Origin of the sequence: Intestinibacillus massiliensis (assembly GCF_900155735.1) — a bacterium.
Taxonomy (GTDB): domain Bacteria; phylum Bacillota; class Clostridia; order Oscillospirales; family Butyricicoccaceae; genus Intestinibacillus; species Intestinibacillus massiliensis.
On sequence record NZ_LT707059.1, the window covers coordinates 588,193 to 614,956 of the forward strand.

Annotated in this window: 27 protein-coding genes and 1 other annotated feature; of the genes, 17 read left to right on the top strand and 10 right to left on the bottom strand. The window is 53.9% G+C overall.

The window, feature by feature from the left end:
• Positions 1–23 precede the first annotated feature (23 nt).
• The 5 genes from CZ203_RS10710 to CZ203_RS10730 are packed head-to-tail and all read left to right on the top strand — an operon-like array spanning position 24 to position 4,476.
• Positions 24–1,022 carry a hypothetical protein gene (locus tag CZ203_RS10710; RefSeq protein WP_235847522.1) on the top strand — a complete coding sequence of 333 codons (999 nt, stop codon included), beginning with the start codon at positions 24–26 and terminating at the stop codon, positions 1,020–1,022.
• A 2-nt stretch (positions 1,023–1,024) separates the two neighbouring features.
• Positions 1,025–2,527, top strand: coding sequence for a cobyric acid synthase (locus CZ203_RS10715; RefSeq protein ID WP_087066089.1), 1,503 nt, complete (start codon positions 1,025–1,027; stop codon positions 2,525–2,527).
• A complete protein-coding gene (locus tag CZ203_RS10720; protein ID WP_087066090.1) occupies positions 2,527–3,054 on the top strand; it encodes a cob(I)yrinic acid a,c-diamide adenosyltransferase in 528 nt (175 codons plus the stop codon). The genes CZ203_RS10715 and CZ203_RS10720 overlap by 1 nt, the downstream gene beginning before the upstream one ends.
• A 9-nt stretch (positions 3,055–3,063) precedes the next feature.
• Entirely contained in the window at positions 3,064–3,702 is a 639-nt protein-coding gene (locus tag CZ203_RS10725) for a precorrin-8X methylmutase (RefSeq protein WP_087066091.1), read from the top strand.
• Positions 3,703–4,476: a sirohydrochlorin cobaltochelatase gene (locus tag CZ203_RS10730; RefSeq protein ID WP_087066092.1), complete on the top strand. Its 774-nt coding sequence runs from the start codon at positions 3,703–3,705 to the stop codon at positions 4,474–4,476.
• Positions 4,477–4,526: 50 nt separating this feature from the next.
• On the opposite strand, the gene CZ203_RS10735 is transcribed toward CZ203_RS10730, so the two are convergent.
• Together CZ203_RS10735 and CZ203_RS10740 are read right to left on the bottom strand one after the other, a co-directional pair.
• Entirely contained in the window at positions 4,527–5,396 is an 870-nt protein-coding gene (locus CZ203_RS10735; RefSeq protein WP_087066093.1) for a DegV family protein, read from the bottom strand.
• A gap of 25 nt (positions 5,397–5,421) precedes the next feature.
• Positions 5,422–5,991, bottom strand: a complete 570-nt coding sequence (locus tag CZ203_RS10740; protein WP_159456478.1) for an HdeD family acid-resistance protein — start codon at positions 5,989–5,991, stop codon at positions 5,422–5,424.
• A 166-nt stretch (positions 5,992–6,157) separates the two neighbouring features.
• Here CZ203_RS10740 and CZ203_RS10745 point away from each other — a divergent pair, with 166 nt between their 5' ends.
• The 8 genes from CZ203_RS10745 (at position 6,158) to CZ203_RS10780 (ending at position 13,138) form a co-directional block, all read left to right on the top strand.
• Positions 6,158–6,541, top strand: a complete 384-nt coding sequence (locus CZ203_RS10745; RefSeq protein WP_087066095.1) for a hypothetical protein — start codon at positions 6,158–6,160, stop codon at positions 6,539–6,541.
• A 198-nt stretch (positions 6,542–6,739) separates the two neighbouring features.
• Positions 6,740–7,219 (top strand): NfeD family protein, encoded by a 480-nt coding sequence (locus tag CZ203_RS10750; protein ID WP_159456479.1) that lies wholly within the window; start codon positions 6,740–6,742, stop codon positions 7,217–7,219.
• Positions 7,216–8,115: an SPFH domain-containing protein gene (locus tag CZ203_RS10755; protein WP_087066097.1), complete on the top strand. Its 900-nt coding sequence runs from the start codon at positions 7,216–7,218 to the stop codon at positions 8,113–8,115. Before CZ203_RS10750 ends, CZ203_RS10755 begins: the two co-directional genes overlap by 4 nt.
• 187 nt (positions 8,116–8,302) lie before the next feature.
• On the top strand, positions 8,303–8,509 hold the full coding sequence (locus CZ203_RS10760; protein ID WP_087066098.1) for a DUF1858 domain-containing protein: 207 nt from the start codon (positions 8,303–8,305) through the stop codon (positions 8,507–8,509).
• A gap of 99 nt (positions 8,510–8,608) precedes the next feature.
• Positions 8,609–9,856: an MFS transporter gene (locus tag CZ203_RS10765; protein WP_207651267.1), complete on the top strand. Its 1,248-nt coding sequence runs from the start codon at positions 8,609–8,611 to the stop codon at positions 9,854–9,856.
• 7 nt (positions 9,857–9,863) lie between these two features.
• The gene (locus CZ203_RS10770) at positions 9,864–10,565 is read left to right on the top strand and encodes a class I SAM-dependent methyltransferase (RefSeq protein WP_087066100.1); all 702 of its coding nucleotides are present in this window, start codon (positions 9,864–9,866) and stop codon (positions 10,563–10,565) included.
• Entirely contained in the window at positions 10,562–11,338 is a 777-nt protein-coding gene (locus CZ203_RS10775; protein ID WP_087066101.1) for a Nif3-like dinuclear metal center hexameric protein, read from the top strand. Before CZ203_RS10770 ends, CZ203_RS10775 begins: the two co-directional genes overlap by 4 nt.
• 18 nt (positions 11,339–11,356) lie before the next feature.
• Positions 11,357–13,138, top strand: a complete 1,782-nt coding sequence (locus CZ203_RS10780) for an Rqc2 family fibronectin-binding protein (protein WP_087066102.1) — start codon at positions 11,357–11,359, stop codon at positions 13,136–13,138.
• A gap of 121 nt (positions 13,139–13,259) precedes the next feature.
• Here the strand turns inward: CZ203_RS10780 and CZ203_RS10785 are convergent, their stop codons facing one another.
• The 8 genes from CZ203_RS10785 to CZ203_RS10820 form a co-directional block, all read right to left on the bottom strand.
• Entirely contained in the window at positions 13,260–16,259 is a 3,000-nt protein-coding gene (locus CZ203_RS10785; protein WP_087066103.1) for an S-layer homology domain-containing protein, read from the bottom strand.
• A 31-nt stretch (positions 16,260–16,290) separates the two neighbouring features.
• Positions 16,291–17,676 carry a shikimate kinase gene (locus tag CZ203_RS10790; protein ID WP_087066104.1) on the bottom strand — a complete coding sequence of 462 codons (1,386 nt, stop codon included), beginning with the start codon at positions 17,674–17,676 and terminating at the stop codon, positions 16,291–16,293.
• A 3-nt stretch (positions 17,677–17,679) separates the two neighbouring features.
• Positions 17,680–18,960: a 3-phosphoshikimate 1-carboxyvinyltransferase gene (aroA, locus tag CZ203_RS10795; RefSeq protein ID WP_087066105.1), complete on the bottom strand. Its 1,281-nt coding sequence runs from the start codon at positions 18,958–18,960 to the stop codon at positions 17,680–17,682.
• Positions 18,961–18,966: 6 nt separating this feature from the next.
• Positions 18,967–20,106 carry a prephenate dehydratase gene (gene pheA, locus CZ203_RS10800; protein ID WP_159456481.1) on the bottom strand — a complete coding sequence of 380 codons (1,140 nt, stop codon included), beginning with the start codon at positions 20,104–20,106 and terminating at the stop codon, positions 18,967–18,969.
• The gene (aroC, locus tag CZ203_RS10805) at positions 20,093–21,190 is read right to left on the bottom strand and encodes a chorismate synthase (RefSeq protein ID WP_087066107.1); all 1,098 of its coding nucleotides are present in this window, start codon (positions 21,188–21,190) and stop codon (positions 20,093–20,095) included. The genes pheA and aroC overlap by 14 nt, the downstream gene beginning before the upstream one ends.
• Positions 21,191–21,217: 27 nt before the next feature.
• Entirely contained in the window at positions 21,218–22,261 is a 1,044-nt protein-coding gene (gene aroB / locus CZ203_RS10810; RefSeq protein WP_087066108.1) for a 3-dehydroquinate synthase, read from the bottom strand.
• A 24-nt stretch (positions 22,262–22,285) separates the two neighbouring features.
• Positions 22,286–23,302 carry a 3-deoxy-7-phosphoheptulonate synthase gene (aroF, locus tag CZ203_RS10815; protein ID WP_087066109.1) on the bottom strand — a complete coding sequence of 339 codons (1,017 nt, stop codon included), beginning with the start codon at positions 23,300–23,302 and terminating at the stop codon, positions 22,286–22,288.
• 77 nt (positions 23,303–23,379) lie between these two features.
• Positions 23,380–23,635: a binding site (T-box leader), on the bottom strand.
• A gap of 199 nt (positions 23,636–23,834) precedes the next feature.
• Positions 23,835–24,161: a hypothetical protein gene (locus tag CZ203_RS10820; RefSeq protein WP_087066110.1), complete on the bottom strand. Its 327-nt coding sequence runs from the start codon at positions 24,159–24,161 to the stop codon at positions 23,835–23,837.
• 560 nt (positions 24,162–24,721) lie between these two features.
• Here CZ203_RS10820 and CZ203_RS10825 point away from each other — a divergent pair.
• The 4 genes from CZ203_RS10825 (at position 24,722) to CZ203_RS10840 (ending at position 26,761) form a co-directional block, all read left to right on the top strand.
• Complete coding sequence (locus tag CZ203_RS10825) at positions 24,722–24,955, top strand: hypothetical protein (protein WP_159456483.1); 234 nt, start codon at positions 24,722–24,724, stop codon at positions 24,953–24,955.
• 119 nt (positions 24,956–25,074) lie between these two features.
• On the top strand, positions 25,075–25,251 hold the full coding sequence (locus CZ203_RS14765) for a hypothetical protein (RefSeq protein ID WP_159456484.1): 177 nt from the start codon (positions 25,075–25,077) through the stop codon (positions 25,249–25,251).
• 62 nt (positions 25,252–25,313) lie between these two features.
• Positions 25,314–25,574, top strand: coding sequence for a hypothetical protein (locus CZ203_RS10830; protein ID WP_087066112.1), 261 nt, complete (start codon positions 25,314–25,316; stop codon positions 25,572–25,574).
• Positions 25,511–26,761, top strand: coding sequence for a hypothetical protein (locus tag CZ203_RS10840; RefSeq protein ID WP_143436192.1), 1,251 nt, complete (start codon positions 25,511–25,513; stop codon positions 26,759–26,761). Before CZ203_RS10830 ends, CZ203_RS10840 begins: the two co-directional genes overlap by 64 nt.
• Positions 26,762–26,764 lie beyond the last annotated feature (3 nt).

A 26,764-nucleotide genomic window follows, 5' to 3' on the forward strand; every position in this document is an offset into this window, starting at 1 on the left:
CCTCCCCGCCGCAACATTTAAAAATGACGGGCACAGTGCGAACCGTACCGGCGGGCGCGGTTCCGGATAGCTTAGGCTGTATCCTCCGCTTGCTGGGGGCGCAGGAAGCGGAGCTCCCCAGCGGCCGCGCCGCTTGGGAAGCTATGGCCTGCGGCATTCCCGTGACGGAACACGACGCATTTTTCCGCTGCACGCTATGCGGCTGCGACACAAATGGGCGGCTGTATCCCGTCCCTCCACAGGCAGCGGAACGTGTTACAGGGATACTCGCGCAAAAACAATCCAGAACGCTGCCAGAAGGCTGGTGCTTGCACCAGATGTCAGGATACCGCAGCTTGTTGCGCATTGAAAACGCAGCAAAGCGGCTGGGCGGCGTACATACCGAACCGCCGCACCAGCACTATGGGGCGGATTATCGGACGTGCTTGCCGGAAGGCGGGTTACTGGGACGGCGGCTGCGGCAGTTTATTGCCGATTGCGCCGCGCAAATCCCCGGCTATGTGCTGCTGCCTTGGGGGCAAAGCGCGTACCGGCCGCTGTTTACCTTCGCAGGACGTACGGGGGTGCGGGCTGGGATGGTGTGCAGCGCCGAAATCGTGCGCGGCCTGTCGCTGGCACTGGGGATTGCGTGCCCCATTATCCCGGGGACGACAGCCGACGTGGATACCGATTTGCAGGCAAAATACTGGACGGCAAAGCAGCTTGCCCGGCGCTATCCCCTTGTTATCTTACATATCAATGGCTGCGACGAGGCGGGGCATCGCAGGGATGCAGTGCAAAAAGCCGCATTTTTGAATAGGATACGGCGCGAGCTGCTAGTCCCGATGTTGGATACGCTGCGGCCGGGGGAGAGGCTCCTGCTGTGTTCCGACCATCAAACGCAGAGCGCAACCGGGAAACACGGGGCGGCGCCCGTGCATTTTTGGATTTACGAAAATCGTTTCCAGGGGAAGGCATCGGTGCTTCCCCTTATAAGTCCGCAAGAACCATTGCGGCTACTACTGGATAGGGGAGGGGACTGATTATGGCCAAGGCAATTATGGTGCAGGGTACGACGTCCAACGCCGGGAAAAGCCTGCTTACTGCGGCGCTGTGCCGCATTTTTCACCAGGACGGTTACCGCGTGGCGCCGTTCAAAGCGCAGAATATGGCGCTGAATTCGTTTATTACTGCAAATGGTTGTGAAATGGGGCGTGCGCAGGTCATGCAGGCGGAGGCCGCTTGCGTTGAGCCGGATGTACGGATGAACCCGATTTTATTAAAGCCGACCAGCGACAGCGGTTCCCAGCTTATTGTAAATGGGAAAGCGCTTGGGAATTATTCCGCTGCCGACTACTATAAGCGCAAAAAAGAGCTCCGGCCGCTTGTAAAAGAAGCGTTTGACAGCCTGAGCCTTGCGTATGACATTATCGTGATCGAAGGGGCAGGCAGCCCGGCTGAAATCAACCTGAAGCAGGACGACTTGGTCAATATGGGTATGGCTAAGATGGCGGGCGCGCCGGTTTTGCTGGTTGGGGATATTGACCGCGGCGGCGTGTTTGCCGCGCTGTACGGCACGGTTATGCTTGTGGAGCCGGAAGAACAGGCGCTCATCCGCGGGCTTATCATCAACAAATTCCGCGGCGACGTCGAGATTTTGCGACCCGGCCTTACGATGCTGGAAGGGTTGGTGCATAAGCCGGTGCTTGGCGTTATACCCTATACGCAGCTGGATATAGACGATGAGGATAGCCTGTCGGAGCGGCTTTGCGCAGGTTATGTCCCGCAGCTTGTGACGATTGCCGTGCCCCGGCTCCCACGGTTATCGAATTTTACGGATTTTAACGCGCTGTCCCGCATCGCGGGGGTGGGCGTGCGGTATATTTCCCGCCCGGATGAATTGATGGACGCTGACATGGTAATCCTGCCGGGCAGCAAAAATACCATGGACGATTTGAAATGGTTGCGGGAAACGGGGCTGGAGGCGCAAATCCTCAAGCTGTCAGCACAATCGGTACCAGTGTTCGGCATTTGTGGGGGCTATCAAATGATGGGCGCGACGCTCACCGACCCACATGGAACAGAAGGCGGGGGCGAAATGCGGGGCATGGGTTTGCTGCCGGTCCATACGGTGTTTGAACCGGAAAAAAGGACGGTGCAAACGCACGGGAGATTGGAACCTGTGGACGGGGCTTTTGCAGCCTTGTCCGGCCTTGCGGTGACCGGTTATGAAATCCATATGGGCCGCAGTGTCCGGAAGGAAGGCGGCCAAGCCCTGCTGACGATGGAAAAGGACGGCGGGCGCATGCTGGATGGCTGCCAGAGCGGGAACTGCTACGGCACCTATCTGCACGGTATTTTTGACAATGAAGCGGTCGCGCGCGTGATCGCCGAAGCGCTTTTTGCCAGGAAGGGGCTTCCTGCGGGACATCTTGAAGTCTTTGACGCAGAGGCGTATAAGCAGGCGCAATATGACAAGCTGGCTTCCGTAGTGCGTCAATCGGTTGACATGAGGAAAATTTATGAAATATTGGAGGCGGGCGCATAATGGGAAAAGGTTGCGTGCATATTTACTGCGGCGATGGGAAGGGAAAAACCAGCGCCGCCTTCGGGCTGGCTGTGCGGTTTGCGGGGCACGGCGGCCAAGTGGTAATCGCACAGTTTTTAAAAGACGGCCAATCCGGGGAATGCAATATGCTCCGGCAATTGGAGAATGTGCATCTGCTGAGCGCGAACCCCTGCGGCAAATTTTCCTTCCAAATGTCGGATGGCGAGCGCACGGAAACGGCGCGGGCGCTGGAAACCTGCTTTCAGGAAATGTGCCGGCAGGCTGAGGCCTATCAGGCGGGGCTTGTAGTGCTGGATGAAATTATGGCGGCGATTTCCTGCGGCTTCCTATCCTGCGATGCCGTGTGCAAATTCCTGCAAACGCGGCCTGACCACATGGAGGTTGTCCTGACAGGCCGGAACCCGCCGCAGGAGTTGCTGGATTTGGCGGACTACGTTTCGGAAATCTGTAAAATTAAACATCCGTTTGACCGCGGGATTCCTGCGCGCGAAGGGATTGAGTGGTGAGGGAACAAAATGGGATTTGACACCTTAAAACCAAATGAGATAGAAAAACGCAGCTTTGAAATGATCACGGAAGAGCTGGGCGGACGGATGCTTGACCCGCAGCTTGCACCAATTATCAAGCGCGTGATCCACACGACGGCCGATTTCGACTATGCTGACCAGCTGGCGTTTTCCCCTGACGTCGTAGCACATGCAAAGCGGGCGCTGCGCTCCGGTGCTACCGTTGTTACAGACACCAATATGGCGCTGTCGGGCATCAATAAAGCCATGCTGGAAAAGCTTGGCGGGAAGGCCGTATGTTTTATGTCCGATCCTGCGGTCGCGGCAGAGGCCAAGGCGCGTGTGGTGACACGTGCAACGGTTTCTATGGAGCATGCGGCTGCGCTGGAAGGATCGCTCATTTTTGCGATCGGGAATGCACCGACGGCGCTGATACGCCTACATGAACTGATTGGGAGCGGCGCCGTAAGCCCGGCGCTTGTGATTGGCGTGCCGGTCGGGTTTGTGAATGTTGTAGAATCCAAAGAGTTATTTATTGGCGGGGATACGCCGTATATTATTGCGCGCGGCCGGAAGGGCGGCAGCAATGTGGCGGCAGCGATTGTAAACGCCCTGCTTTATCAAATTGTAACAAGGGAGGGGTTTTAATTGCCCAAAAAAGCATTGGCAGTCATCAGTTTTGGGACCACCTATCCGGAGGCGCGCAAGGCGATCCAAAACCTTGAGGAGCAGCTTGCGGCCGCGCGGCCGGAATATGATTTTTACCGTGCATTTACTTCCAATATGGTCATTCGCAAAATCAAGAGGGAAGAGGGGATAACGATCCCCACCCCGGAAGAACTTCTGGCCCGGCTTGCCGCGGAGGGCTATGAGGAAGTCATTTGCCAAAGCCTCCATGTGATCCCGGGCTATGAATATGAAAAAATGTGTGCACAAATCACCGCGTTTACCGGCAGCTTTTCCCGCCTGGAAATTGGCAAGCCGCTGCTATGGCAGACGGCCGACTATTTGCGGATTTGCCGTGGCATGTTATCGCACCTGCCGAAATTACAAGCGGATGAGGCAATTGTGTTCATGGGGCACGGCACCGAACACCCTTCAAACGCGTCCTATGCATTGCTGGAAAATACATTCCGGTTTTCCGGCGCGGAGCGCACATATGTGTGCACGGTGGAGGGTTTCCCCAATTTCGATTACGCGTTGCGCCGCCTGCACCGTCATGAAGTGTCCAAGGTCTACTTGGCGCCTTTTATGATCGTCGCCGGGGATCATGCCCAAAATGACCTGGCCGGGGACGGGGACGGGGACGGCAGCTGGCGCTCCATCCTGGAAAGCGAAGGCTATGGGGTAAATGTCCTTATGGAGGGGCTGGGCACGTATCCGGAGACCGCAAAAATATTTATGGAGCATTTGCCGGAATAGATAGGAAAAGGGGCTGGGATCGATCAGGATCCCAGCCCCTTGTTTGATTTCTAGCGTTCCCGCCCCATAAAGAACAGGGCGACCGTGCCCGGACCGGAATGCGAGCCGATCACAGGGTCGAGGCATTGGATTAGAATGTCTTTCACGCCAAAGCGCGCCTTGACGGCGTCAGCAACATATTTCGCATCTGCGTCGCAATCCCCATGCACGATATAAACCGTTTGCTTGCCCGGTTCCGATGCCAGTTCCGCCATTTTCTGCACCAGCGCGTCGAGTGAGGCTTTGCGTCCCCGCACCTTGCTTTTCATGATTAAGTGCCCGTCGTTATCCACGTGCAAGACCGGCTTGATACCGACCATAGAGCCGACAATCGCAGCCGCCTTGGAGACCCTGCCGCCGCGGTGCAAGAAGAATAGGTCGTCCACCGTAAACCAATGGCACAGGTGCAGGCGGTTATCCAGCAGCCACGAATATACCTCTTCAATATCCGCGCCTTTTTCGCGCATACGCGCGGCATAGGTGACGAGCAGCCCTTCCCCCAGCGCTGCGCATAGGGAGTCTACGGCAAACACCCGCTGGGAGGGGTATGCCTCGGCAAGCTGCAGCAGGACGGACGCCGCCGTATCATAGCTTGCACTCAGCCCGGAGGAAAAACCGATATAAAGCAGGTCGTCGCCTTGCTGCAGCGCTGCCTGGAAAATCTCCTGGCAATGCTGCGGCGAAGCGCTCGAGGTCATGACATGCACTTTGCGGCGCATCATTGCGTAAAATTGCTGTAGGTCAAGGGGATTTCCCTTCGAATAGCCTAAATATTCTTTTCCCTCTGCATGGAACATCAGCGGGATGATCCGGAGATCATATTGCTCAATAAGGGGTTCGGGCAGGTTGCAGCAGGAATCGGTCACTATTGTAAAACTCATAACGGTCTCCTTTGACCATAGTATTTTAGGGGTCCCAGTGCTCGGCATTGTCCATGGATTTGTATTTATGCGAGAGAAGGATGGACGAAATTAAATTTGACACCGCATTGATAATCAGCGAAGCACCAATAAAAATGTTCAGGACGACGATTGCAGTAAAAGGGTTGACGACTAAGATGATGCCCAAAATTGCGGTCACAATACCGATAAGCAGGGCGGCATACCAATATGGGGCTTGCAGCCTGCGCAGATCGAAAGCAGCTTGCACCTTCGTCGCGCTGTCAATCACCAGGAGGATGCCGAAGACGAAGGGCATCGCCTTTAAAATATCGTCGGTACGAAGTAAAATAAATGCGCCCAAAAGCAGCAATACTAAGCCAATAGTCAGGCTCTGCCGGATCATGCTGCTATAATGGCTTTGCATAAAATATGAGATGACATGGAAGCCGCCTGCGAGCAGCAGGAGGACGCCGAGCGCCGAGCATATGGCGCGCGCCGAAGTGTCTGGCCATATGATAAGGACCAGGCCAAGTGCAACATAAACAACGGACAACAAAAGGGAATAGAGGTCAAACCTTTTTTTCTTGGAATCCATAACCATGCGCGTCCTTTCAGCATTACAATCCTTGCAGATTGATTGATGAATTATATTATACCGGACAGGTGACATATTTGCAAGTTTTGCCGCAATGTATGCGCCCGGCTATAAAATTTATGTTACCTGCATACTAATATCATATCACGCAGAAAAGGGGCAAATTATGAAGCTGGCTGGAATAAGTCAATGGGCAATCAGCCTGGGAGGCGCGCTTTTGTACATGCTTCTTGCATCAAAAGACCAAGAACTTATATGTAGTTTTGTAAATGGCCTAGTAATCTGCTTGATGCTGGAGCAGATGAACCATGTATACCATGCTACGCTGCCGCTGTTCCAGCGCATCGTGTCCGCCGCCATTGTCCTCACAGGGGGGGCGGCAATTTTTCGGGTGGTGTTGCAGGATTGCTTCAAAACTATGTGGCGGCTCCCGGCGCCGTCTGCCATGCTGATGCAAGGGGTGCTGCTTGCGCTCCTGGTCATCCCGCTGGACAGCTGGGCGCGTTATCGGCTGCTCAAACAGGAGCGCCCGCATTACGGCCTATGGTAGCAAACTGCATTGTTAATATTGACGAAACGCTCTATACTTTTTATGGGAGCCATGCTATAATGAACGCAAAGGTACAGGCAGCGCCGGATAACCAACATGTGTTTGCCTGGATATCTTTCCTGCACTTTTGCAGTCTAAAAATATATGGGGATTGCGCGGTTCCGGCTCCGCAGTCCAGCGCGACGGGGAGGGGACAAAATGATTATAGGCGGCACATTTATCAATATTGTGTATATATGGGTCGCAGCCCTGGTGGTAACAGTTGCAATAGAAGCTTTTACTTTAAATCTGACCTCTATTTGGTTCAGCGTCGGTGCGCTTGCAGCGCTGATCCTGGCAAGCATCGGGTTAAGCCCGCTGGTGCAGATGGTTGTATTTGTAGTCGTTTCTGCATTGCTGCTCATATTGGTCCGGCCATTGACCAGGAAATTCCTACGGGTACGCGGGGAAAAAACAAATGCCGACCGTATTATTGGGCAGCAGGCGATTGTGACCGTAGCGATTGACAACGCCCTTTCCCAGGGTGAAATTAAGCTGCTCGGCCAGAACTGGTCCGCACGCAGCCAGGATAATTCCAAAATAGCAGTGGGAACAACGGTACGCGTACTATCCATTGCCGGTGTAAAAGCGATAGTCGAAGAATTACAAACACAGGAAGTGCAGGAGGAAGCATTATGATTATTGTTTGGATTGTACTCGCAATATTGATTATTGCCTTTATCGCATCCAACATTGTGATTGTGCCGCAGGCGAAGGCTTATATTATTGAACGCCTGGGCGCATACCAGGGCACTTGGGGCACAGGGCTTCACTTTAAAATCCCGATTTTCGAACGTATTGCCCGTAAAGTGACGATGAAGGAACAGGTCGTCGACTTCCCGCCGCAGCCCGTTATCACCAAGGATAACGTCACTATGCAGATTGATACCGTCGTGTATTTCCAGATCACCGACCCGAAGCTGTTCACCTATGGCATCGAAAACCCGATGTCGGCGATCGAGAACCTGACGGCAACCACCCTGCGTAACATCATCGGCGACTTGGAACTTGACCAGACCCTGACCAGCCGCGATATCATCAACACCAAAATGCGCGCGATCCTGGACGAGGCGACCGACGCTTGGGGCATCAAAGTAAACCGTGTGGAACTGAAAAACATTATCCCTCCGGCTGCCATCCAGGAATCCATGGAGAAGCAGATGAAGGCGGAGCGCGAGCGTCGCGAAGCGATCCTGGTTGCCGAAGGTAAAAAACAGTCCGCAATCCTGGTTGCCGAAGGTGAAAAGGAATCCATGGTGCTGCGCGCGGATGCAACGCGCCTCTCCAAGATCAAGGAAGCGGAAGGCGAAGCGGAGGCGCTGCTTACCGTGCAAAAGGCGCTCGCCGATTCCCTGCGCCTGCTGAACGATGCGTCGCCGAACGATGCGGTTATCCGTGTCAAGGCGCTTGAGGCTTTTGCCAAGGCGGCGGATGGCAAGGCGACGAAAATCATTATCCCGAGCGAAATCCAGAGCCTGGCTGGTTTGGCTACTTCGTTTAAAGAAGTACTGACCGACCCGAAGCCGGCTGAATAATCAGACTGCTGCGATAGGCGGTACAGCATTTTGCTGTACCGCCTAGTATTTTATCCTGCGCTAGTGTCCTAAGCCTGGCTGAAAAGGCCTTGCTTATATTCTGATTACAGAAATATAATACATTAGTATTGAAATCCGCGCTTTGTGGCAGTATAATGGTAACGATAAAATATTTAGGAGGTCCATTATGGCTGAGATCACCAAAAAGACCACGATCGGCGAGGTACTGGCCCGCGACTTAAAAACCGCGCAGTATTTCCTTGATATGGGCATGCATTGCCTGGGTTGCCCGTCGTCCCAGGGCGAGAGCATCGAGGATGCGTGCGCAGTTCACGGCACGGATGCGGACGAGCTGGTTGCAAAGCTTAACGCATTTTTCAGCGAAAGCAAGTAAGAGCGCTCTTACATGAGACCGACAAACTTGTCGGTCTCATTTTATGTCGGGAAACAGAGGGTAAAAAGGTCAATGAATTATGGGCGGTTAAAAAACCGTATGTTGCTACGTTTGGGCACGCAGGGGTTTTCAAAGAATTTACTGAACTTTTCGGTTGTGCAGATATTTTTCATTTTTGCTACAACCCTATCGGACGTCTTTATCAGCGTCTTTTTATTTAAAAGCGGCGGCCAGGATTTTTCCCTGGTAGCCAAGTACAACCTATGCAAGTATTTCCTGGAGGGGACGGGATTTACGCTTGCGCTCTATGTCAGCAAATGGCGGAACGTGTTGTTTTCCATGAAGCTGGGCATTTCGTTTTACATATGCGCCTATATCGTGCTCCTGGCCTTACAGGGGGACGCAAGATACTATTATGTATTGATCGCACTGCTTGTGGGCTTCGGTTCCGGCTGTTATTGGATGGGATACCATACCCTGACGCGCCGCTATACCACCCCGCAGAACCGGCAGGCCGCATTTGGCTTTATCAGCCTGACATCCAATGCAATCGCGACAATCGCACCGCCGGTAAGCGGCTTTATAACCAACAGTTTTTCCGGGATACAGGGCTATATTGTAATTTTTGCAGTGACGCTGACCATGTTTGTACTCACAGCGCTGTATTCCAACAGGCTCACCTATGAGCAGGGGGAGAAAATCGAGCCGCACCTGTTGCAGCTTTTACGGCAGCTCCTGCGATACCCCGGTACACGGAACGTTTTATCCGGCGAGATCCTGCGTGGCGTACGGGACGGCGTGGTGCTGTATTACCTCAACGTCCTGGTCTACTATGCAAGCTCCAATGAAATTTTTGTCGGTATTTGCCTGGCGCTAAAAAACCTGCTGATGATCTGGGCGTATGCATATGTCAAACGCTTCCGTTCCTCGCGCGCACGTTGCCGGGCGGCGGTTTTGTCAGGCGTCGGTGAGATCATTTTCCTGTGCATCATGCTGGCCACCGGCCTGTTTGGTTCACAGATGAGCAGTATCCTAATTATGCTTTACAGCGTGATTTATATCCTGTTTTATGTGCTTGCTTATAACCACGGGCAGTTGTCAGTTTATGATACAATGGAATGGGCTGGGCGCATCCGCAATACGGACTATGAAATGGTTACCATCCGCCACTATTTTGCAGAGCTTGGCCGTATCGTTGCAATGCTTATACTCATTGCGTTGCCGACTGACCCTATTTACGGCGTGATGCTGCTGATTGTCGGCGGCTGCACCACGATTGCTTCCGCCTTTGTCTATCGCAAAGGCTCGGAACAGATCCAATCCGACCTATCCCAAAAGGCAGGGTAAGAAAAGAATGCATATACAGTTAACACCGCGTCTCGCGGAAATTGCCGCCCTTGTGCCGGAAGGCGCAAGGTTGGCAGACGTTGGTACGGATCACGCCTTTTTGCCGCTTTCCCTTTTGCTAAGCGGCAAAATAGAATCGGCGATCGCCTCCGACCTGCGCACAGGCCCGCTTGCGCATGCCCGGAAAAATGCAGAGGAATGCGGCTGCTTGGACAAAATATCCCTGCGGCTCGGCGCGGGGCTTGAGGAAATTGCGGCCGCGGAATGCGATACGGTCACGGTTGCTGGCATGGGCGGTGAAACGATCGCGCAGATTTTGCGCGACGCCCCCTGGTGCAAGGATGGACGGCATATGCTGATCCTCCAGCCCATGACCATGATCCCCGCATTACGGCAGTTCCTGTGGTCACAGGGTTTTGAAATCCAGAGGGAAGCCATTTGTACAGAGGGGTGGCGCACCTATGTGATTTTGTGTGCGGTAGGGACAGGGGGACACACAGCCGGAGTGGGAAAACCGCTGGAAGCCTGTTATTGCTCCAGCGCGCTGCTGGAAGCGCCCGGCGCCGCCGCGTACCTGCAAACGCTCTTGCGCAGGGAGCGCAATGCACTGGAGGGGATGCTACGGGGAAGGCAGGTTGCCGCATCCCGGCTATCCTCGCAAAAGCAGATCGTTCAAAACCTGGAACATGCACTGGAGGGAAAGCTATGACCACGGTTCAAGATATTTTGACATGCCTGGAGCACTTCGCGCCATATGATTTGGCTGAGGGGTGGGACAATTGCGGCCTGATGGCAGGGGATCGGGGGCAGCCCGTGACCCGTGTGCTGTGTGCGCTGGACGTTACTGAGGCGGTCATCCAGGAGGCGGCCGCAACCGGCGCCCAGTTGGTTGTCGCACACCATCCGCTGATCTTTACCTCCGTCCACAGCGTGACCGACGACACTGCAACCGGGCGCACGCTCCTACAGGCCATCCGCCGGGGGATTTCCATTATCTGCATGCACACCAATGCGGATTGCGCGCCTGGCGGGGTAAACGATGCGCTGGCAGGCGCGCTCGGCCTGCAGGATATCGAAAATCTCGGGGCGGGGGGAAACGGGCAGCTTGGCCGGGTCGGCCTGTTGCCGGCTGTAATGGAAATCCCCGCGTTTGCGCAATATGTAAAGGACAGCCTCCATGCAGGCGGCGTGCGGTATGTTTGCGGCAAGTCGGCTGTGCGGCGCGTTGCAGTCGGCGGCGGCGCGTGCGGCAAAATGATGGATTTTGCAATCGCAAAGGGCGCGGACGCTTTTGTGATCGGGGACTGCAGCTATGATTTGATGCAGCGTGCGGAATCCCTTGGCCTGACGCTGCTGGATGCTGGGCACTTCCCGACGGAAAACCCCGTCGTAAAAGCTTTTGCAAACGTCATCCAGACACGCTTTCATGAAGTGGAGTGCTTCAGTTCCTTGCGCCATAAGGACTGCATCCATTTCGTATAAAAGGAAAGGAGGCTACCCATGCCTTTAGATGCTGTCTGCCTGCAAGCGGTCGTTCATGAACTGAACGGAAAAATTGCAGGGGGACGTATAGAAAAAGTCTATCAACCGGAACGGGATGAAATTGTATTGTCCATCCGTGGGATACAAGGCGCGCGGCGGCTGCTGATATCGACGGCATCCGGCGCATCCCGCATGCATTTTATTGATAACACGCGGGAAAACCCCGCCGCGCCGCCAATGTTTTGCATGTTGCTCCGCAAGCATGTACAGGGCGCGAAAATCGCCTCTATTACGCAGCCCGCTTTAGAGCGTATTGCCGTTATCGAGTTGGATACCAACGACGAAATGGGCGTGGCCAGCAAAAAATATTTGGTTTGCGAACTAATGGGCAATTTCTCCAACATTATCCTCAATGACAGCGACGGGCGGATTATCGACGCACTGCGGCGCGTGGAAGGTGACATGAGCGGTAAGCGGAAGATCCTACCCGGCCTGTTCTATCATATGCCGCCGGTACAGGAAAACAAGCGGAACCCTCTTGAGGTATCCGGGAGTGGCCTGGCCGCGGCGGCGGCCGGTGCCGAGGACGCCAAAGGGCTGGACAAGTGGCTGTTGGGCTGCTTCTATGGCCTGTCCCCGCTGCTGTGCCGCGAAATTGCATACCGCGCGACTGGAGATGCATCCAAGTCGGTCAACACGCTGACAAAGCAGGATTTGGAGACGCTGTCGGCTGTGTTTACGGAGTTTACCCAGCAGGTACAGGCCTGCGCCGGTACGCCCTGCCTGCTGTCCCGTCTGGAAGATCAAACGGTTTTTGATTTTTCCTCTGTTGAAATCAGGCAGTACGAGGGCATGATGCTGCGTTCGGCCTTGCCATCCTTTTCGGATTTGCTGTCGGCCTTTTATGAGAAAAAAGGCCGCGCAGAGCGTATGCGCCGCCGTGCGCAGGATATGCTCCGTATTATCACAAATGCACGGGACAGGCTGGCGCGTAAGCTCGCCTTGCAGGAGCAGGAACTGGCGCAGACGCAAAACCGCGACACCTATAAGCGGATGGGGGATCTGATTACGGCAAACCTTTATCAGTTGGAAAAGGGCGCGCGGACGGCGAAGGTTGTGGATTATTACGCGGAAGGATGTCCGGAAATTGAAATCCAAATGGATATCCGCCTGACGCCGCAACAAAACGCACAGCGCTATTTTAAGCGCTACAATAAGGCGAAAACAGCGGAAAGCATGCTGACCGAGCAGATTAAGATCGGCAATGCAGACCTGCAATACCTTGAAAGCGTGCTGGAGGCGATCGGCGAAGCCGAGAGCGAGCAGGATTTGGCGCAGCTCCGTGAAGAACTGCTGCAGACCGGTTTCCTGTCTGCAAAACAGAAGCGGGGGCGAAAAAACCATAAACCGGCGCCGGTGAAGGCGATCCCGTTCCATTACCGCACGAGCGATGGTTTTGACGTTTTTGCAGGGAAAAACAACCTGCAAAACGATATTTTGACCCTCAAGACCGCCTATAAAAACGATATTTGGTTCCATACGCAAAAAATCCATGGTTCGCATGTGATCCTGGTCACCGACGGCAAGGAACCGACGGACACCGCTATGACCGAAGCCGCGTGTATCGCCGCCTACCATTCCAAGGCGCGAAACAGCGCGATGGTACCGGTGGATTATTCTGAGGTACGCAACATCAAAAAGCCCGCCGGGGCAAAACCCGGAATGGTGATATACCATGTGTACAAAACCGCTTATGTCACGCCGGTGGAAGCCGAAATTGAAAAACTCAGACAAAAGTAATAACGAAGCGCCCCCAATACAAAACAATGTATTGGGGGCGCCTCGTTATTTACGGAAAGGGAAACCGCCCGCCTGCAAGTTTACAGGCGGGCGGTTTTTTAAGCTGCTGCGTTTTGTGAGATTAGTAAAGGCCGCACAGGATCTTTGCGATTTCCGCCCGGGTAATGCTGTTCAGCGGGCGGATGGTGCCATCCTCATATCCGCCAATCAGCCCGGCCGCAACAGTATACCGCACATGGTCGGCCGCCCAGTTAGGGATGCTGCTGTAATCGCTGAAGCTGGTCGTCCCGGCCACATAGCCGCGCGGCAGGCACTTGGATATGACCGTCATGACTTCGGCGCGTGTAATATTGGCATTCGGGTTGAAGTTGGACTTGCCGGTCTTGGTATCAAGCTGCCCGTTCATAATCCCTGCAGTATAGCAGGCCTTGACCGCACCGGCCGCCCAGTCCGGAACCGAGGCAGCGTCCGCAAAGGGGAGCCCCTTTGTATCGGACGTATCCAGCCCCAGATATCGTGCCATGATAACGGCAAACTCACTGCGCCGCAGGTTCCGCTGCGGATTAAAGTTCTTTGCGCCGTTCGATGTTTCACCCTGGAGCAGGCCGCGGTTTGCTGCAAAATTAATATAACCGTTTGCCCAGTGGGATGCGGTATCAGCAAAACTGGACGATGCGCTGCTGCCGGCAGTAATGGTGACGCTCTTACGGGCACGGTTGCCGGCGTCGTCGACCGCTTCGATCGTGACTTGGTGCAGGCCTTCCTGCAGCGCCGGCGTGGTTACAGAGATCGTGCCGCTGGACGCGGAGTAGGTTGCGGAAGACTTTGTGCCGTCCACGTATGCGGCCACATTGGCCGGCCGCATCACGTAGGTGCCGTTATTCATGGATATGCGCGCCGTCACCGTGGCAGTGCCGCCTGCCGACGCAGTCGCAGGCGCCTGCGTCAGCGTGATGGCAGGCGCGTCGGTATTGGTCACCGGCGCCTTGCTCATAAGGATATGGTCGAGGTACAACGTCCCTTGCTTCTCGCTGCCCGGCGTAATCTGGATGCCGGTAAGCGCCTCCGCGTCCTCCGGAACCTTTGCCGTAAGCTGCGTATATTTGCCATTGGACACATCTGCGGACAGCGGGACTGCAATTTCTTCCTTAGTCGCATTTTCAAAAATCGCGGTCAGCTTGACGCCGTCGGTATCCGCCATTGCCCAAAGGGACAGGTCGGACAGGCCTTCCGTGAGGGCGCGCGGCGTCAGCAGGGTATCAAAGCTGTCTTCGATCTGATAGGAAACCTGCAGTGCGCCCGTGCCGCGTGCAACCTTATCGTACTGCGTAACGCGCGTCAGCGTCAGGGCGTCGGAACCGCTTAGCGGCTGTTCCGTTTCAAAATCTGCAACATCCGTCAGCGCCGGGGGATCGCTCATGCCGACATTGATGCTTACGGAAGCGGATATAGAGCCGTATGAACAGGTGAGTTTTCCGGAAGCCGGCTTTTCATTTGCCGTGAATACGCCGTTGCCGTCCACCGTACCGATGTCGCCGCTCACCGTCCAGGTGAGCAGGCTGTCCTTTGCGGCCATCGCCATGTTCTGGTGATACAGCTTGGCGTCGATATCGATCGACTGGCCGCCGCGCAGGGAAGTGGTGGAGATCGCCGACCCGCCGCTGGACAATTCGATCTTGCCAACGTCCTTGGTCACGCAGAAATTGTGGCTGCCGGTAACGGAACCGTCGGCAGAAGAGCCGGTGACCGTAATCGTACCGGTTTCTTCGCCTGCGGTATAAATCTGCTGTGCCGCGTCCACCGTACCGCTGGATGCCGTATAGGTCATGCCTGCGGGTAGCGCCGCAGGTTTGTACGCGTTGTCTGAACCCCATGCTGCAAAATAGGTTTCTGCGCCTGGGATCATATAATAGAAACTGGGGCGCATATGGACGTGGCGCGCCACGCCGTCGCCCGAAGCCTTATTCACCAGGAAAATGTAATTTGCACAGGCGCGTAAGGAGCCGTCAGAAGGTTTAGATACGACTTCGAGCGCGTCCTGGCCGGGATAGCGCACATTCATCGCGGAAGACCCGCCGCCATCCAAGCAGATTACATTATTATAGCCCATGCCCTTAAGTTCGTTGCCAAGCTCCGCCGCCGTCATGCCAACGCTATAGGAGGACTGGCGGCCATCAATTTCATAGAGCAGGACGGTACCGTCGTCTTTCACGCCCACAGCGGTACGCGGGGAACGGGAAGATCCGCCGTCAATGCCGGAAGCGGACACCGCCCCATCGACGACGAGGCTTTTGCCGCCGACGGCATAGACGACGTTCGACCAGCGCGTGTCCGGCGCGTTGACGCTCAGTGTCACTTCCTCGCCGACCGGGTAGTCTACCCAAGTGGCTTGCGTCTTGTCATCAATCGTGAGCACCATTTGGTTGGAGGTGATCGTGGTGGAGCTGTTGCCCGCACCCTTTGCGACCACCTTCATGGTAACCTTCCCGCCGACACGGACAGGGGTATTATCGATACGCTCCAGGATAATGCTTTTCCCCGAGGTGGAGATATGCGTCTTATCGTCATAATTGCTGTCAAGCAGGTAAATACCGGAGCTTGTGCGTGTCTTATTAAAATAGCTGATCCAAACCGTACCGCTCGGGCCGGTGAGGTTCATAGTAGAGCTCGGCCGCCCGATCACCGCAGTACCGTCCGCCATGAAGCCGACTGCGTACTGCCAGGCGTCCGAACTGATTAGGGTGCCGTCTTTAATGACAAGGCCGATCGGGATGCTAGTGCCCATTACAAAGAAATCGGCGTTGACGCCGCCAATCACGTTATACCCCTGGTTCTGGAGATAGTTTGCGGCGTTTGTGATCGTAGCCTTGCTGCCGTAAATGGAGTCGCCTGCATAGGCGATCATCGGGGATACCGTACTGTTCGGCTTATACTCAATATAGTTTGCTTTCTGATACCCACCGCTGTTGGTGCCCTCCAGGCGGGTATACTGCGCCCCTTCGCCGATCGCATAGGAATAGGCGAAGGAGGAATTGAATGCCGCGCCCACGCCGCTCGTCATACAGACGGCGGCACACAGGCAAAGCGCGGCAACACGCTGGAACCTTCGGAAAAAATGCATATAAAATTTACCTTCTTTAAGAACAAAACGCTTATATTGATTTAATAACACGCTCGATCACCTCGGAAAGGCGAGGGGAGCGGACAGACAAGTCCGACACGCTGTGATAAATATTCTTGCGTGCATTATACAGTTTTTTTGTTTGCGCAAGCTTATCGCCCTTTTCAAGCAAGGGACGAGTATTGGAATACGAAATATTTTTTACAATACGGTAAAATGGGGTGTCGAGATGGATGAGCAGACCCGTGGACTTAACCGTTTGTACATTTTCCGGCCGTAGGACGGCACCGCCACCGAGTGCCAGTACAATTCCGTCCATTTGCGCCAGTTCCGCCAGATATTTTGTCTCGAGGTCGCGGAAGTGCGGTTCGCCGAAGCGTTCAAAAATCTCGGGGATTTTCATGCCTTCCTTTTCTTCAAGGTAATGGTCGGCGTCCATAAACTTCATCCCGCAGAGCCTTGCGATTTTGCGGCCGGCAGTGGTTTTGCCGCTGCCCATAAACCCACATAGGACGAGGTTTTTCTTGCCGTACTTGTCATGGAGGCGCTTGACGGCCATTTTACCATATAGGCGGCGCAGGATCGTATCGAGCGCAGCTTCCGGAAAGGTGCGGCCGGTCCAAATGGTCTGCGCGTGCGCAGCCTGCATCACAAGCATATAGAGGCCGTCCCGGGTCTGTACCTTGCGCCCCGGTGCGAGCCGGATGGTCGAGGTAACCGGCGGATTGTAGATCGCGTCGAAGACATATTCCGTCTTACGGGGCAGGAAACGGAGCGGGGCAGCGTCTTCACGGGGATACATGCCGAGCGGCGTACCGTTTACCACCACCTGGATATCGCGCGGGATATGCCGCTTGCTGCAAACGGAAATTTTGCTTTCCGGGAGCGCGGCCTGCAACTGACCGCGCAGTGCCTGCGCTTTTTCCAAGTTGCGCCCGGTAATTGTCAGGTGCGCGCCAGCGCGCGCGCAATGATAGGCCATAACGGCCGCCGCGCCGCCGTATCCCAGCAGGAGCACTTTTTTTCCTGCAAGTTCCACGCCATCTTTTTGCAAAGAGGCCGCAAAACCTAAAATATCTGTGTTGTAGCCTTTGGCTCGTCCGCCTGTAAAGGCAACAGTGTTTACAGAGTTTAAATCCCGCGCGCCGTCATCAATGGCATCCAGCAACGGGATTACCGCTTTTTTATGCGGGATGGTGAGGTTAATGCCCGCAAGTTTTTCCTTGGCTAGGGAAAAAGCTTCTTTTAAGTGTTCCGGCGGGACCGCGACGCCGATATAGCCTGCATCCGTTGCGTCGGTTTCAAATAAGGCGGCGTGCAGTTCGGGGCTCATCGTGTGCCCCAGCGGCCATCCGAACAATGCGTAAGTGGGCTTGGCCGGTTTAAACTGCTGGAACTCTTCAAACGAAAGCAGCATGCCTTAACCTCCCAGACCCAACAGCGTATCAAAAAACGACGGGTAGGATATCGCCACAACGCCAGGGTCTAAAATTGTGCTTTCCCCACCGCAGGCCAGCGCGCAAACCGCCATGCTCATCGCAATCCGGTGGTCGTTATACGTATCAAACGACGCGCCGTGCAGGGGGGCGCCGCCGCGAACCACCATACCGTCCGCGGTTTCAGATACGTCTGCACCGGCTTTGGAAAGCTCGGTTACCATTGCGGCGATACGGTTCGATTCCTTGACCTTCAGTTCCTGCGCATCGCGGATGACCGTTTCCCCCTCAGCAAAAGCAGCGGCGACAGCTAAAACCGGCAACTCGTCAATAAGCCGCGGGATAATACCGCCACTGATTTCCGCGCCATGTAAGTGTGAATAGCGGACGGTCAAATCGCAGACTGGCTCCGCGCCGTCCCTTATATTAGACATGGTGATGTCCGCGCCCATGTCGCGCAGCACGTCCAAAATACCCGTGCGGGTGGGGTTCACGCCGACATTCCGGATGGTGAGCTCAGAGCCGGGCACGATGCAGCCGGCCACCAGGAAAAACGCTGCGGAAGAAATATCTGCAGGCACCGCAATATCCTGTGCGGAGAGTTCAGCCGGCGGCGTCAGCGTGATGACGTTCCCGTCTGTTACTACCTTGACGCCCAGCGCGCGCAGCATCCGTTCCGTATGGTCACGGGAGGGGGCGGGCTCGATAACGGCCGTTTCGCCATCCGCGTACAGGCCAGCAAGCAGGATGGCGCTTTTCAGCTGTGCGGAAGCAACGGGGAGGGGATAGCGGATCCCATGCAGCTTGCCGCCGCCCAGCGTCAGCGGGCAGAAATTCCCGTCCACCCCGTCGATCTGAGCGCCCATTTCCCGCAGGGGCTTTATGACGCGCCCCATAGGGCGCTTTTGGATGGAAGCGTCGCCCGACATGCGGCAGGAAAAATCCTGCCCAGCAAGGATGCCGCACAGCAGGCGCGTGGTCGTACCGCTGTTGCCGGTATAAAGGTCATCTGCAGGCGCTTTGAGGCCGTGCAGCCCCACGCCGTGCACAATGACTTCACGCTCTGTAACCTCTATCTGCACACCCATCTTGCGGAAACAGTCAATGGTGGACAGGCAATCTTCCCCCATCAGGAAGCCCGTGATGTGGGTCGTCCCCTTGGCGAGCGCACCAAACATGACGGCGCGGTGCGAAATGGATTTATCGCCGGGTACCGTGATTTCACCCCGCAGCGGGGCGGATGCGGTCAAATGAATTGGGTTCATAGGATATCAATCCTCCATTTGCTCAGTGACACGGTAGCTACCGATCACCTTGATGTATGGCAACTCCTCGTGGAGTTGGTAAAGGAGCGCCTGGATATTATGGTCGCGCATGTTCCCCGTAAAGTCGATATAGAAAACATAACACCAAGGGCTGTCCTTCATCGGACGCGAATGGATTTCCGTCATGTCAACGCCGTAGTCCGCAAAGATAGAGAGCACCGCGCTCAGCGAGCCGGCTACGTTTTCCAGGTTAAAAACGATCTCTATGGTATTGTCTTCCGGCTGTACCGTCAGCTTGCGGCTGACGGCGATGAAACGGGTTTCATTGTGCTGTAAATCGTTAATACCTTCGGCGAGGACGGCCAAGCCGTAACGCTCCGCGGCTTCCCGCGAACAGATAGCCGCCACAGCCTTATCAGCCCGGTCACGGACATTTTGCGCCGCAATCGCGGTATTAGAAGCCTCCACGGCCTCATAGTCATGCGCAGCAATAAAGGTGCTGCATTGCGGCAGGGCGTGCGGGTGGGAGCATACGCGGACGATGGTATCCAGCGTGGCGCCCGGCGCCGCGGCAAGGCAGTGGCGGATTTTTTTAATGTAAGAGCGGTTGATCGATAGATCATACTTTAGCAGTAGGTCGTAAACCTCGTTGACGGTGCCCGCCGTCGTATTCTCGACCGGCACCACGCCAGCGTCCGCCTCCCCGGAATGCACCGCTTGGAATACCTGTTCCCAGGTAGCGACCGGCGCGGGCTCGCAAGCCGGGAACAGGGCGCGTGCGGCAAGTTCCTGATACGCGCCTGGGACACCTTGATAATAAACCGACCGGGGGTCGAGCTTCCCCTCCGCAGGAGGGAGGGGGAACTTATCCGGTACAAGTCGCAGGATCTCGCTATATTGATATTCCCGGCTCGCGCGCATCATGGACTGTAACAGCGCGACATATTTCAGGCGGATTTCATCGGGCATGCCTTGGGAACGCGTCGCTATAATTTCCGCTTCGCGATCCGGCTTCAAAATCTTATCGTTTGTATTGGCCTTTGTCTTTGCAACTTCCAGTGCAAGCGCCATGCGCTTCATAAAAAGGCCGCGGATCTGCTCGTCCACAGCATTGATGTCCGTGCGGATATCCTTAAGTTCTCGCATAGCCATAGCCCTCCACCATTAAGTCCGTAAGCGCGATTGCGCACGCCGCTTCAATCACTGGGGCGGCGCGGGTCACAATGCAAGGGTCATGCCGCCCCTGGATCACGAGGGGCTCTACTGCGCCAGTCATACGGTTCAGCGTTTGCTGTGGCTGCGAGATAGAGGGGGTTGGTTTGATTACCGTACGGAAAATAAGGGGCATACCGCTCGTAATGCCGCCAAGCACGCCGCCGTTATTGTTGGTTTCTGTCAGTACCTTGCCGTCTTCCTGGTAAAACAGGTCGTTTGCATGGGAACCGCGCAGGGACGCGAAGGCAAAGCCTGCGCCGAATTCCACGCCCTTTACCGCAGGAACGCCATAGAGCAGGGAAGCCAGGCGGCCTTCCACGGTATCCAGCATCGGGTTCCCGAGGCCGGCTGGCAGGCCGACGGCCGCGCATTCAATTACACCGCCGACGGAATCCTGCGCCAGGCGCGCGTCCTCAATTGCAGAAAGCATCGCCGCCTGCGCGCGGGGGTTAATAACCGGGTACTCCTGTGTGCGGAGCGTATGCAATTGCGCCGCCGTTACCGCAGTATCGTCGAACGGTGTATCTTGGATTTGCGCAATAGATTGGATATGGGAACCCACCGTAACGCCGCAGCTTTTGAGGTACATCTTGCAAAGCGCGCCGGCGAACACCAACGGGGCTGTCAGGCGGCCAGAAAAATGCCCGCCGCCCCTCGGGTCGTTAAAACCGCCAAAACGGAGCAGGCCCGTATAATCCGCATGCCCAGGGCGGGGCTGATCTGTAAAATTCTTATAATCGCCGGAACGGGTATCCGTATTTTCAATAACGGCGCAAACCGGCGTGCCCGCCGTACAGCCCTCGTAAATCCCAGAAAGGATTTTAGGCAAATCAGCCTCTTTCCGCGCAGTGGATTGTTTGTTTTTCCCAGGCGCGCGTCTGGACATTTCCTCCAGGGCAAAGGCTTCGTCATATGGTATACCGGCCGGGAAGCCGTCCAGGACTACGCCGATCCCGCCGCCGTGCGATTCGCCAAAAATAGAGATTTTGACCGTATGGCCCCATACGGAACCCATGGCAGTCCGCCTCCTTTATTCATTCACCTAAATCGTCATAATATATTCTTGCAGCTGTGAAACAGGGAGGGGGACGATGTCCGCTTTACCCAGTTCACGCACCAAAATGAAGTTCATCGTATCTGCAAATTTCTTCTTATCAGACAAAAGCGCATTAAAAATGTCCTGTTTGCCATAGGGCAGTTCAGTTGGAAGGCCATGCTGCTGTAGCAAACTGGACAGCAGGGGAACCAGGTCTTCCGGCGCGCCCAAGGCATTGGAAAGGCGCATCGCAGCCACCATGCCGATGGCTACCGCCTGCCCGTGGGTCAGCGCCGTGTAGTTCCCCAATTTTTCCGCTGCATGCCCGATTGTATGCCCAAAGTTTAAAATCATGCGCAGGCCGGTATCGTGTTCATCCACTTCAACAATATCACGCTTGATTTTGACACATTCATAGATAATACGATCGATATCGGCTTTAAAATCTGGCCGGCTCACAAGATGCAAGATTTCAGGGTTCTGGATACAGCCATACTTGATGACCTCAGCCATGCCGTCCTGGAAAATCCCGGCCGGAAGGGTGGAGAGGGCTTGCGGGTCAATGAGGACCAGCCTGGGCTGATAAAAAGCGCCGACAAGGTTTTTCCCTTCAGCAAGGTCAACGCCAGTTTTGCCGCCAACCGAGGAATCGACCTGCGCCAGCAAGGTGGTGGGGATTTGGCAAAGGGATACGCCGCGGAGGAATGTAGCCGCGGCAAAGCCGGTGATATCGCCCGTGACGCCACCGCCGACAGCAATAACCAAATCCTTACGCGTCAGCCCAGCTGATAAAAAATCATGATATAATGTTTCGACGGTCGAAAGCCGTTTATGTTCCTCGCCGGCAGGGATGGTTGATACGGAAACAGGGATGTTAAACTGCTGCCGGATCGTTTCCAAATATAAGGGTGCAACATGCGTATCCGTAACAATATGCACGCGGCTCGGCGAAAACTTGTGGATGCATTCTTCCGCAGTCCGCTGTATTAACCCGCTCCCGATAAGGATATCTGAGACGCCATACGCCCCTTTTAGGCTGAGATGTTGCATGACCTGTGCTCCTTTGTCAATCTTTTAGATTTCTTTGCCGACGGCCGCCGCAATGGAACGGAGTTTCCCCATTGTTTCCGCAAAAGAATGGTAGGTGAGGGACTGCGCGCCGTCCGACATCGCATGTGCCGGATCGTTATGCACCTCGATAATGAGTCCATCTGCACCGGCTGCAATTGCAGACATCGCCAGCGGCTCAACCATCCAGTAAATGCCCGCAGCATGGGAGGGGTCGACGACGACCGGCAGGTGCGAAAGGCGCTTCAACACCGGGACGGCGGAGATATCCAGCGTGTTGCGGGTATAGGTTTCATATGTGCGGATACCACGCTCGCAAAGGATGACGTTATTGTTGCCGCCAGCCATCAGATACTCGGCAGACATTAGGAATTCCTCAATGGTATTTGCAAAGCCGCGCTTGAGCAATACCGGCTTGCGTGTCTGCCCAAGTTCCTTAAGCAGCTCAAAGTTTTGCATATTGCGTGCGCCGACCTGGAAGCAATCGCACTTTTCCATGAAAAGATCAATATGCGCAGGGTTGGTAATCTCCGTTACAACCGGCAGGCCGGTATCCATGCTCGCTTCATGCAGAAGGTCAAGGCCTTCCGCCTTTAGCCCCTGGAAAGAATACGGGGAAGAGCGGGGCTTCCAGGCGCCGCCACGTAAAACAGTGGCGCCTTCGGCCTTAACATGGCGCGCAACGTCAACGATCTGGTCATGCGATTCCACAGAGCAAGGCCCGGCCATCACCACAACTTTATTTCCGCCGATTTTGACAGAATCACCGATTGTTACGACCGTATCATCCGGGTGGAATTTGCGGTTTGCAAGCTTGAACGGTTCCTGCACCTTGATGATGTTTTCCACCTGCGGGTCACGCAAGAGGGCGTCCTTATCCACAGAAGCGGTATCCCCAACCAGGCCGACAACGATCGTATCGGCGCCAAAAATGGGTTTGGCCTGCACATTGAACTTTTCCAGCCATGTTGACAAGTCAGCTACATGCTCCCTCGTGGTTCCGCTTTTCATGATAATAATCATACGTCTTTACTCCTTTTTATGAAAGAATTATTTGTCCAGCCAGGAGAAAGGCTATAAAAAAAGTCCTCCGTCCTTAAGAAAGGGACGAAAGACAAACAGTTCCGCGGTACCACCCAGCTTCGGCGCAAATCGCCGCACTTAATCGGATACAATAAAATTTTATATCCTATCCTTGTAACGGAGGAACACCGGCGGAACCTACTTGTAACATTTCAGTCCTGCAGCTCAAGAGGGAACTTCAGCAAACCAGTAGCTACGCCCGCTTACAGTCTTGGCAGGCACTCCCTGAAAACCACTTTTGATACGCTTACTTTCCTCTGTCATTGCTTTTATCGTATGTATTTTCATTATAAGGAAAAAGATACGAACTGTCAAGTGCTGTCTAAAAATATATTGAAGTTTTTATCTTATCTAATGATTGATGTGTTGACGTAGGGTTTCCGGAGCATTCGTCGGATATCCAATATATTCAATTAAGTGAAATGGGTTCCGGTGTGTTGGCATAAAAAAGGACTAGGGGGAGCCTAGTCTTTTATCTTTTGTATATATATTTTTCGGTGTGATCGGTTGTTTTAATATATTGTTTCATGTAATTCGCAGCTTGATTTAGTTCTTCTAATTCTTCGTCCGTAATTAATCCCTTTTGATGTAGCAATAATACGCGACCTTTAAAAAAGCTTGCTTGCATGATTCCTTTTTGCGGTTCGTCATGCCATTTATTGTGTTCGGCGTCTAAAATTAACTTTTGAATCTCTTTTTTCGCGTTTTTAAAGTGCTTGTGTGGGTCGGCGTGTATTTTTATAAACAATAATATTATTGCAAGAATTATAATAATGCAAAGTATTGCTATAGGTTGCATTTCGTTCATTCCTTCGTATGGATTTTAAACGTTGATTAGCTATTTTTAACGTGCATTTTTCTGCTCTAGCTTCTAGCCTTGTTTTCAATTTGCACACTTCCTTTGGGTTATTTTATCATATTTTTAAAATTTGATCAAATCTGTTGACAAGCAATATTTAACATTTAATAGCATGAGATGTAGAACAGAATTAACATGCTAATTTTTAAATGAGTTAGACAGGATGGCGTTTAACAGTGTGGTAACAGTACTGTCTGAGAGCCTAGTTTTAAGGACGAGAAGGACGGACATGCAGTACAGGGGTGTAAAGTTCGGTATGTAGAGTCCTGGGATAGTGAAACGGAACAGAACGCAAAGGGTGTGCGGCTGCTGTCGGCATCCTTGCCGCTGGGGGACTATGATTCTATTATCAACCTCCCGGCAGATTATAACGCTACGTTCTCTATTCGGGCTGATGGCAAAGGGCGGCCTGTTCTGCATTTAAAATCACTGGAGTATGTCCAGCCGTTTAAGCCGTTCCAGTCGGCGTTGGTTTCCCCGAATTCCGAAAAGGCAGGGAAGTGATGCAGAATGATTCGCTGGTGCTTTTTCAGTTGGCCGGTGCGGAGCCTATTCCTACGCCGGAGCAGATGGAAGAAGTTGCTGCCGAAACCGTTGGAGATAAGTGCCTTGCGGAGCTGACGGAGATCCACTCGGCCTTTGATACCTGCAATGTGCTGCTGGTCGTATTGATCGCGGCGATTCTTGCGCATGGTTTTGCTCGTGCGATATTAGGGTGGTGTAACGGTGGTTGATGTATTTACAGCGATTTTCGGTACAGTGCTCACGGCGGATTTGATATTTATGCTTTTCGGGTTTTTCGCCCGGAATGCTTTAAATATGTTCAAAAATCTGTAGGAAAGGAGAAAGCGTTATGCCGTTTTTGATGCTTGCCGAGGGTGATTCCTCTGCTATCGTTTCCGCTATCCAGTCTGCGTCCACCAGTCTCCAGGCTGATGCGGTGACCGTTATCGGCCTGGCCGTGGCGCTCGGTGTCGTGTTCTTTGGGTCGAAGCTGCTCTGGAACAAATTTAAGGGTATGGCAAAGTAATTTGCCGGAAAGGGGAGGGCAAATGCCCCCCTATTTTTATCTTACTAGGGAGGGTTGTTCCCATGGAAGGATTAGTGCAGGCAGTCGCCCGTCCGCGTCGGCCGCTGCTGCTCCGTGTGCTGGTGGTGCTGCTCGCTATCATGGTGGCGATCGCCGCGCCGGCACATACATACTTAGAAGCTCGGGCTGTTCTGGTCATTGACGACGCTGCGGTCGCGGTGGTTGCGGTGCTGATCGTCGGCTGTGGCTTCGTATTGAAATGCTTACTGAATGTGCATGGAATCTCTGGAAGCGTGCCGGGGCTGACTTCAAGGCTTATATAAATCAAACGGTTGCTACGCTTGATTGGACGAAAGAGCAGGTTATCCGGCTATCTGATAAGGTGCGGGCGCAGGTGGTGGATTTTGTAAGTTCGTTTTGGTCTTCGGAAGATGTCGGTTTTGTTATCGACGCTGAAGTGTCTGATATTGTTAAGGTGTCTGATCTTCCCGAGTCGGGAAGCTTTCGGCTTCCTTTCCGTCCGTTTAGTTCTTATACCGTTGAAGGTCATACTTATACTTTTGATATTGTTTATTCTCCTGATAAGTATGGCGATTATGTGGCCACATTTTTTAAAGATGGTGAATTTTACAAAGAGACCCGTTTTGGCTCTGCAAAGTATATGAATATAAAACAGATGGGTTTTGCCGGGGTTACTACTGGTGGCACTTTCCCAGATGGTCGTTGGGTTTATCTTGAAGCCATTTATATGGATCAGATTTTCCGTGATGGGGAATATGTTATTGACTGGCAAGTAGTTCCGTATCCTATTAATCTTGGTAAGCATCTTTGGGATGAATTTATTACTATTGGCGGTGCTTGTGATGTATACCCGGCTACACCTCCGTTAGTCGTTGATCCTCCCGATTTCCCTATGTATATACCGTTACCCGATGCTGTTACGGGTGAATTTGATATCCCGTTGGTACAGGAAGGCGTTTATTATCCGGACATTCCAGACGAAAAGTTGCAAACCTTTCCGGTTGATACGCCGGTTGATTTGGATAAGGTGAAAGATGGTACATGGGAAAGTGATATTCCGGATAACCCGCCCGTTGATGTACCCGATACCCCAACCAGTATACCGGGGATATTACAGGGCTTGTGGGATTTCCTCAAGGGGATATTGCAGGGGATAGCGGACGGCATAACCTCGATCGCCGGGGCAATCGGTGCTTTCTTCGATAGCCCGTCTAATTTTAAGCTGGATTTCGACGGCTTTAAAAACCTTATTGTCCTACAGAAATTCCCGTTTTGCATACCGTTTGATTTCGTGAATGCCGTGCGGCTCTTTGCGGCGACCGCTGCGGGCTACCAGCTGCAAATTGATATTGATACGGACTATTTGCAGGTGCATCACACGGTTGATCTTTCGCCGTTTGCCGTACCGCTGGCGTTCTTCCGGTATGCGGCCTGTATCTGGTTCGGGTTCATTTTGGTCATGCGGACACGTGACCTGATTAAGTGGTAGGTG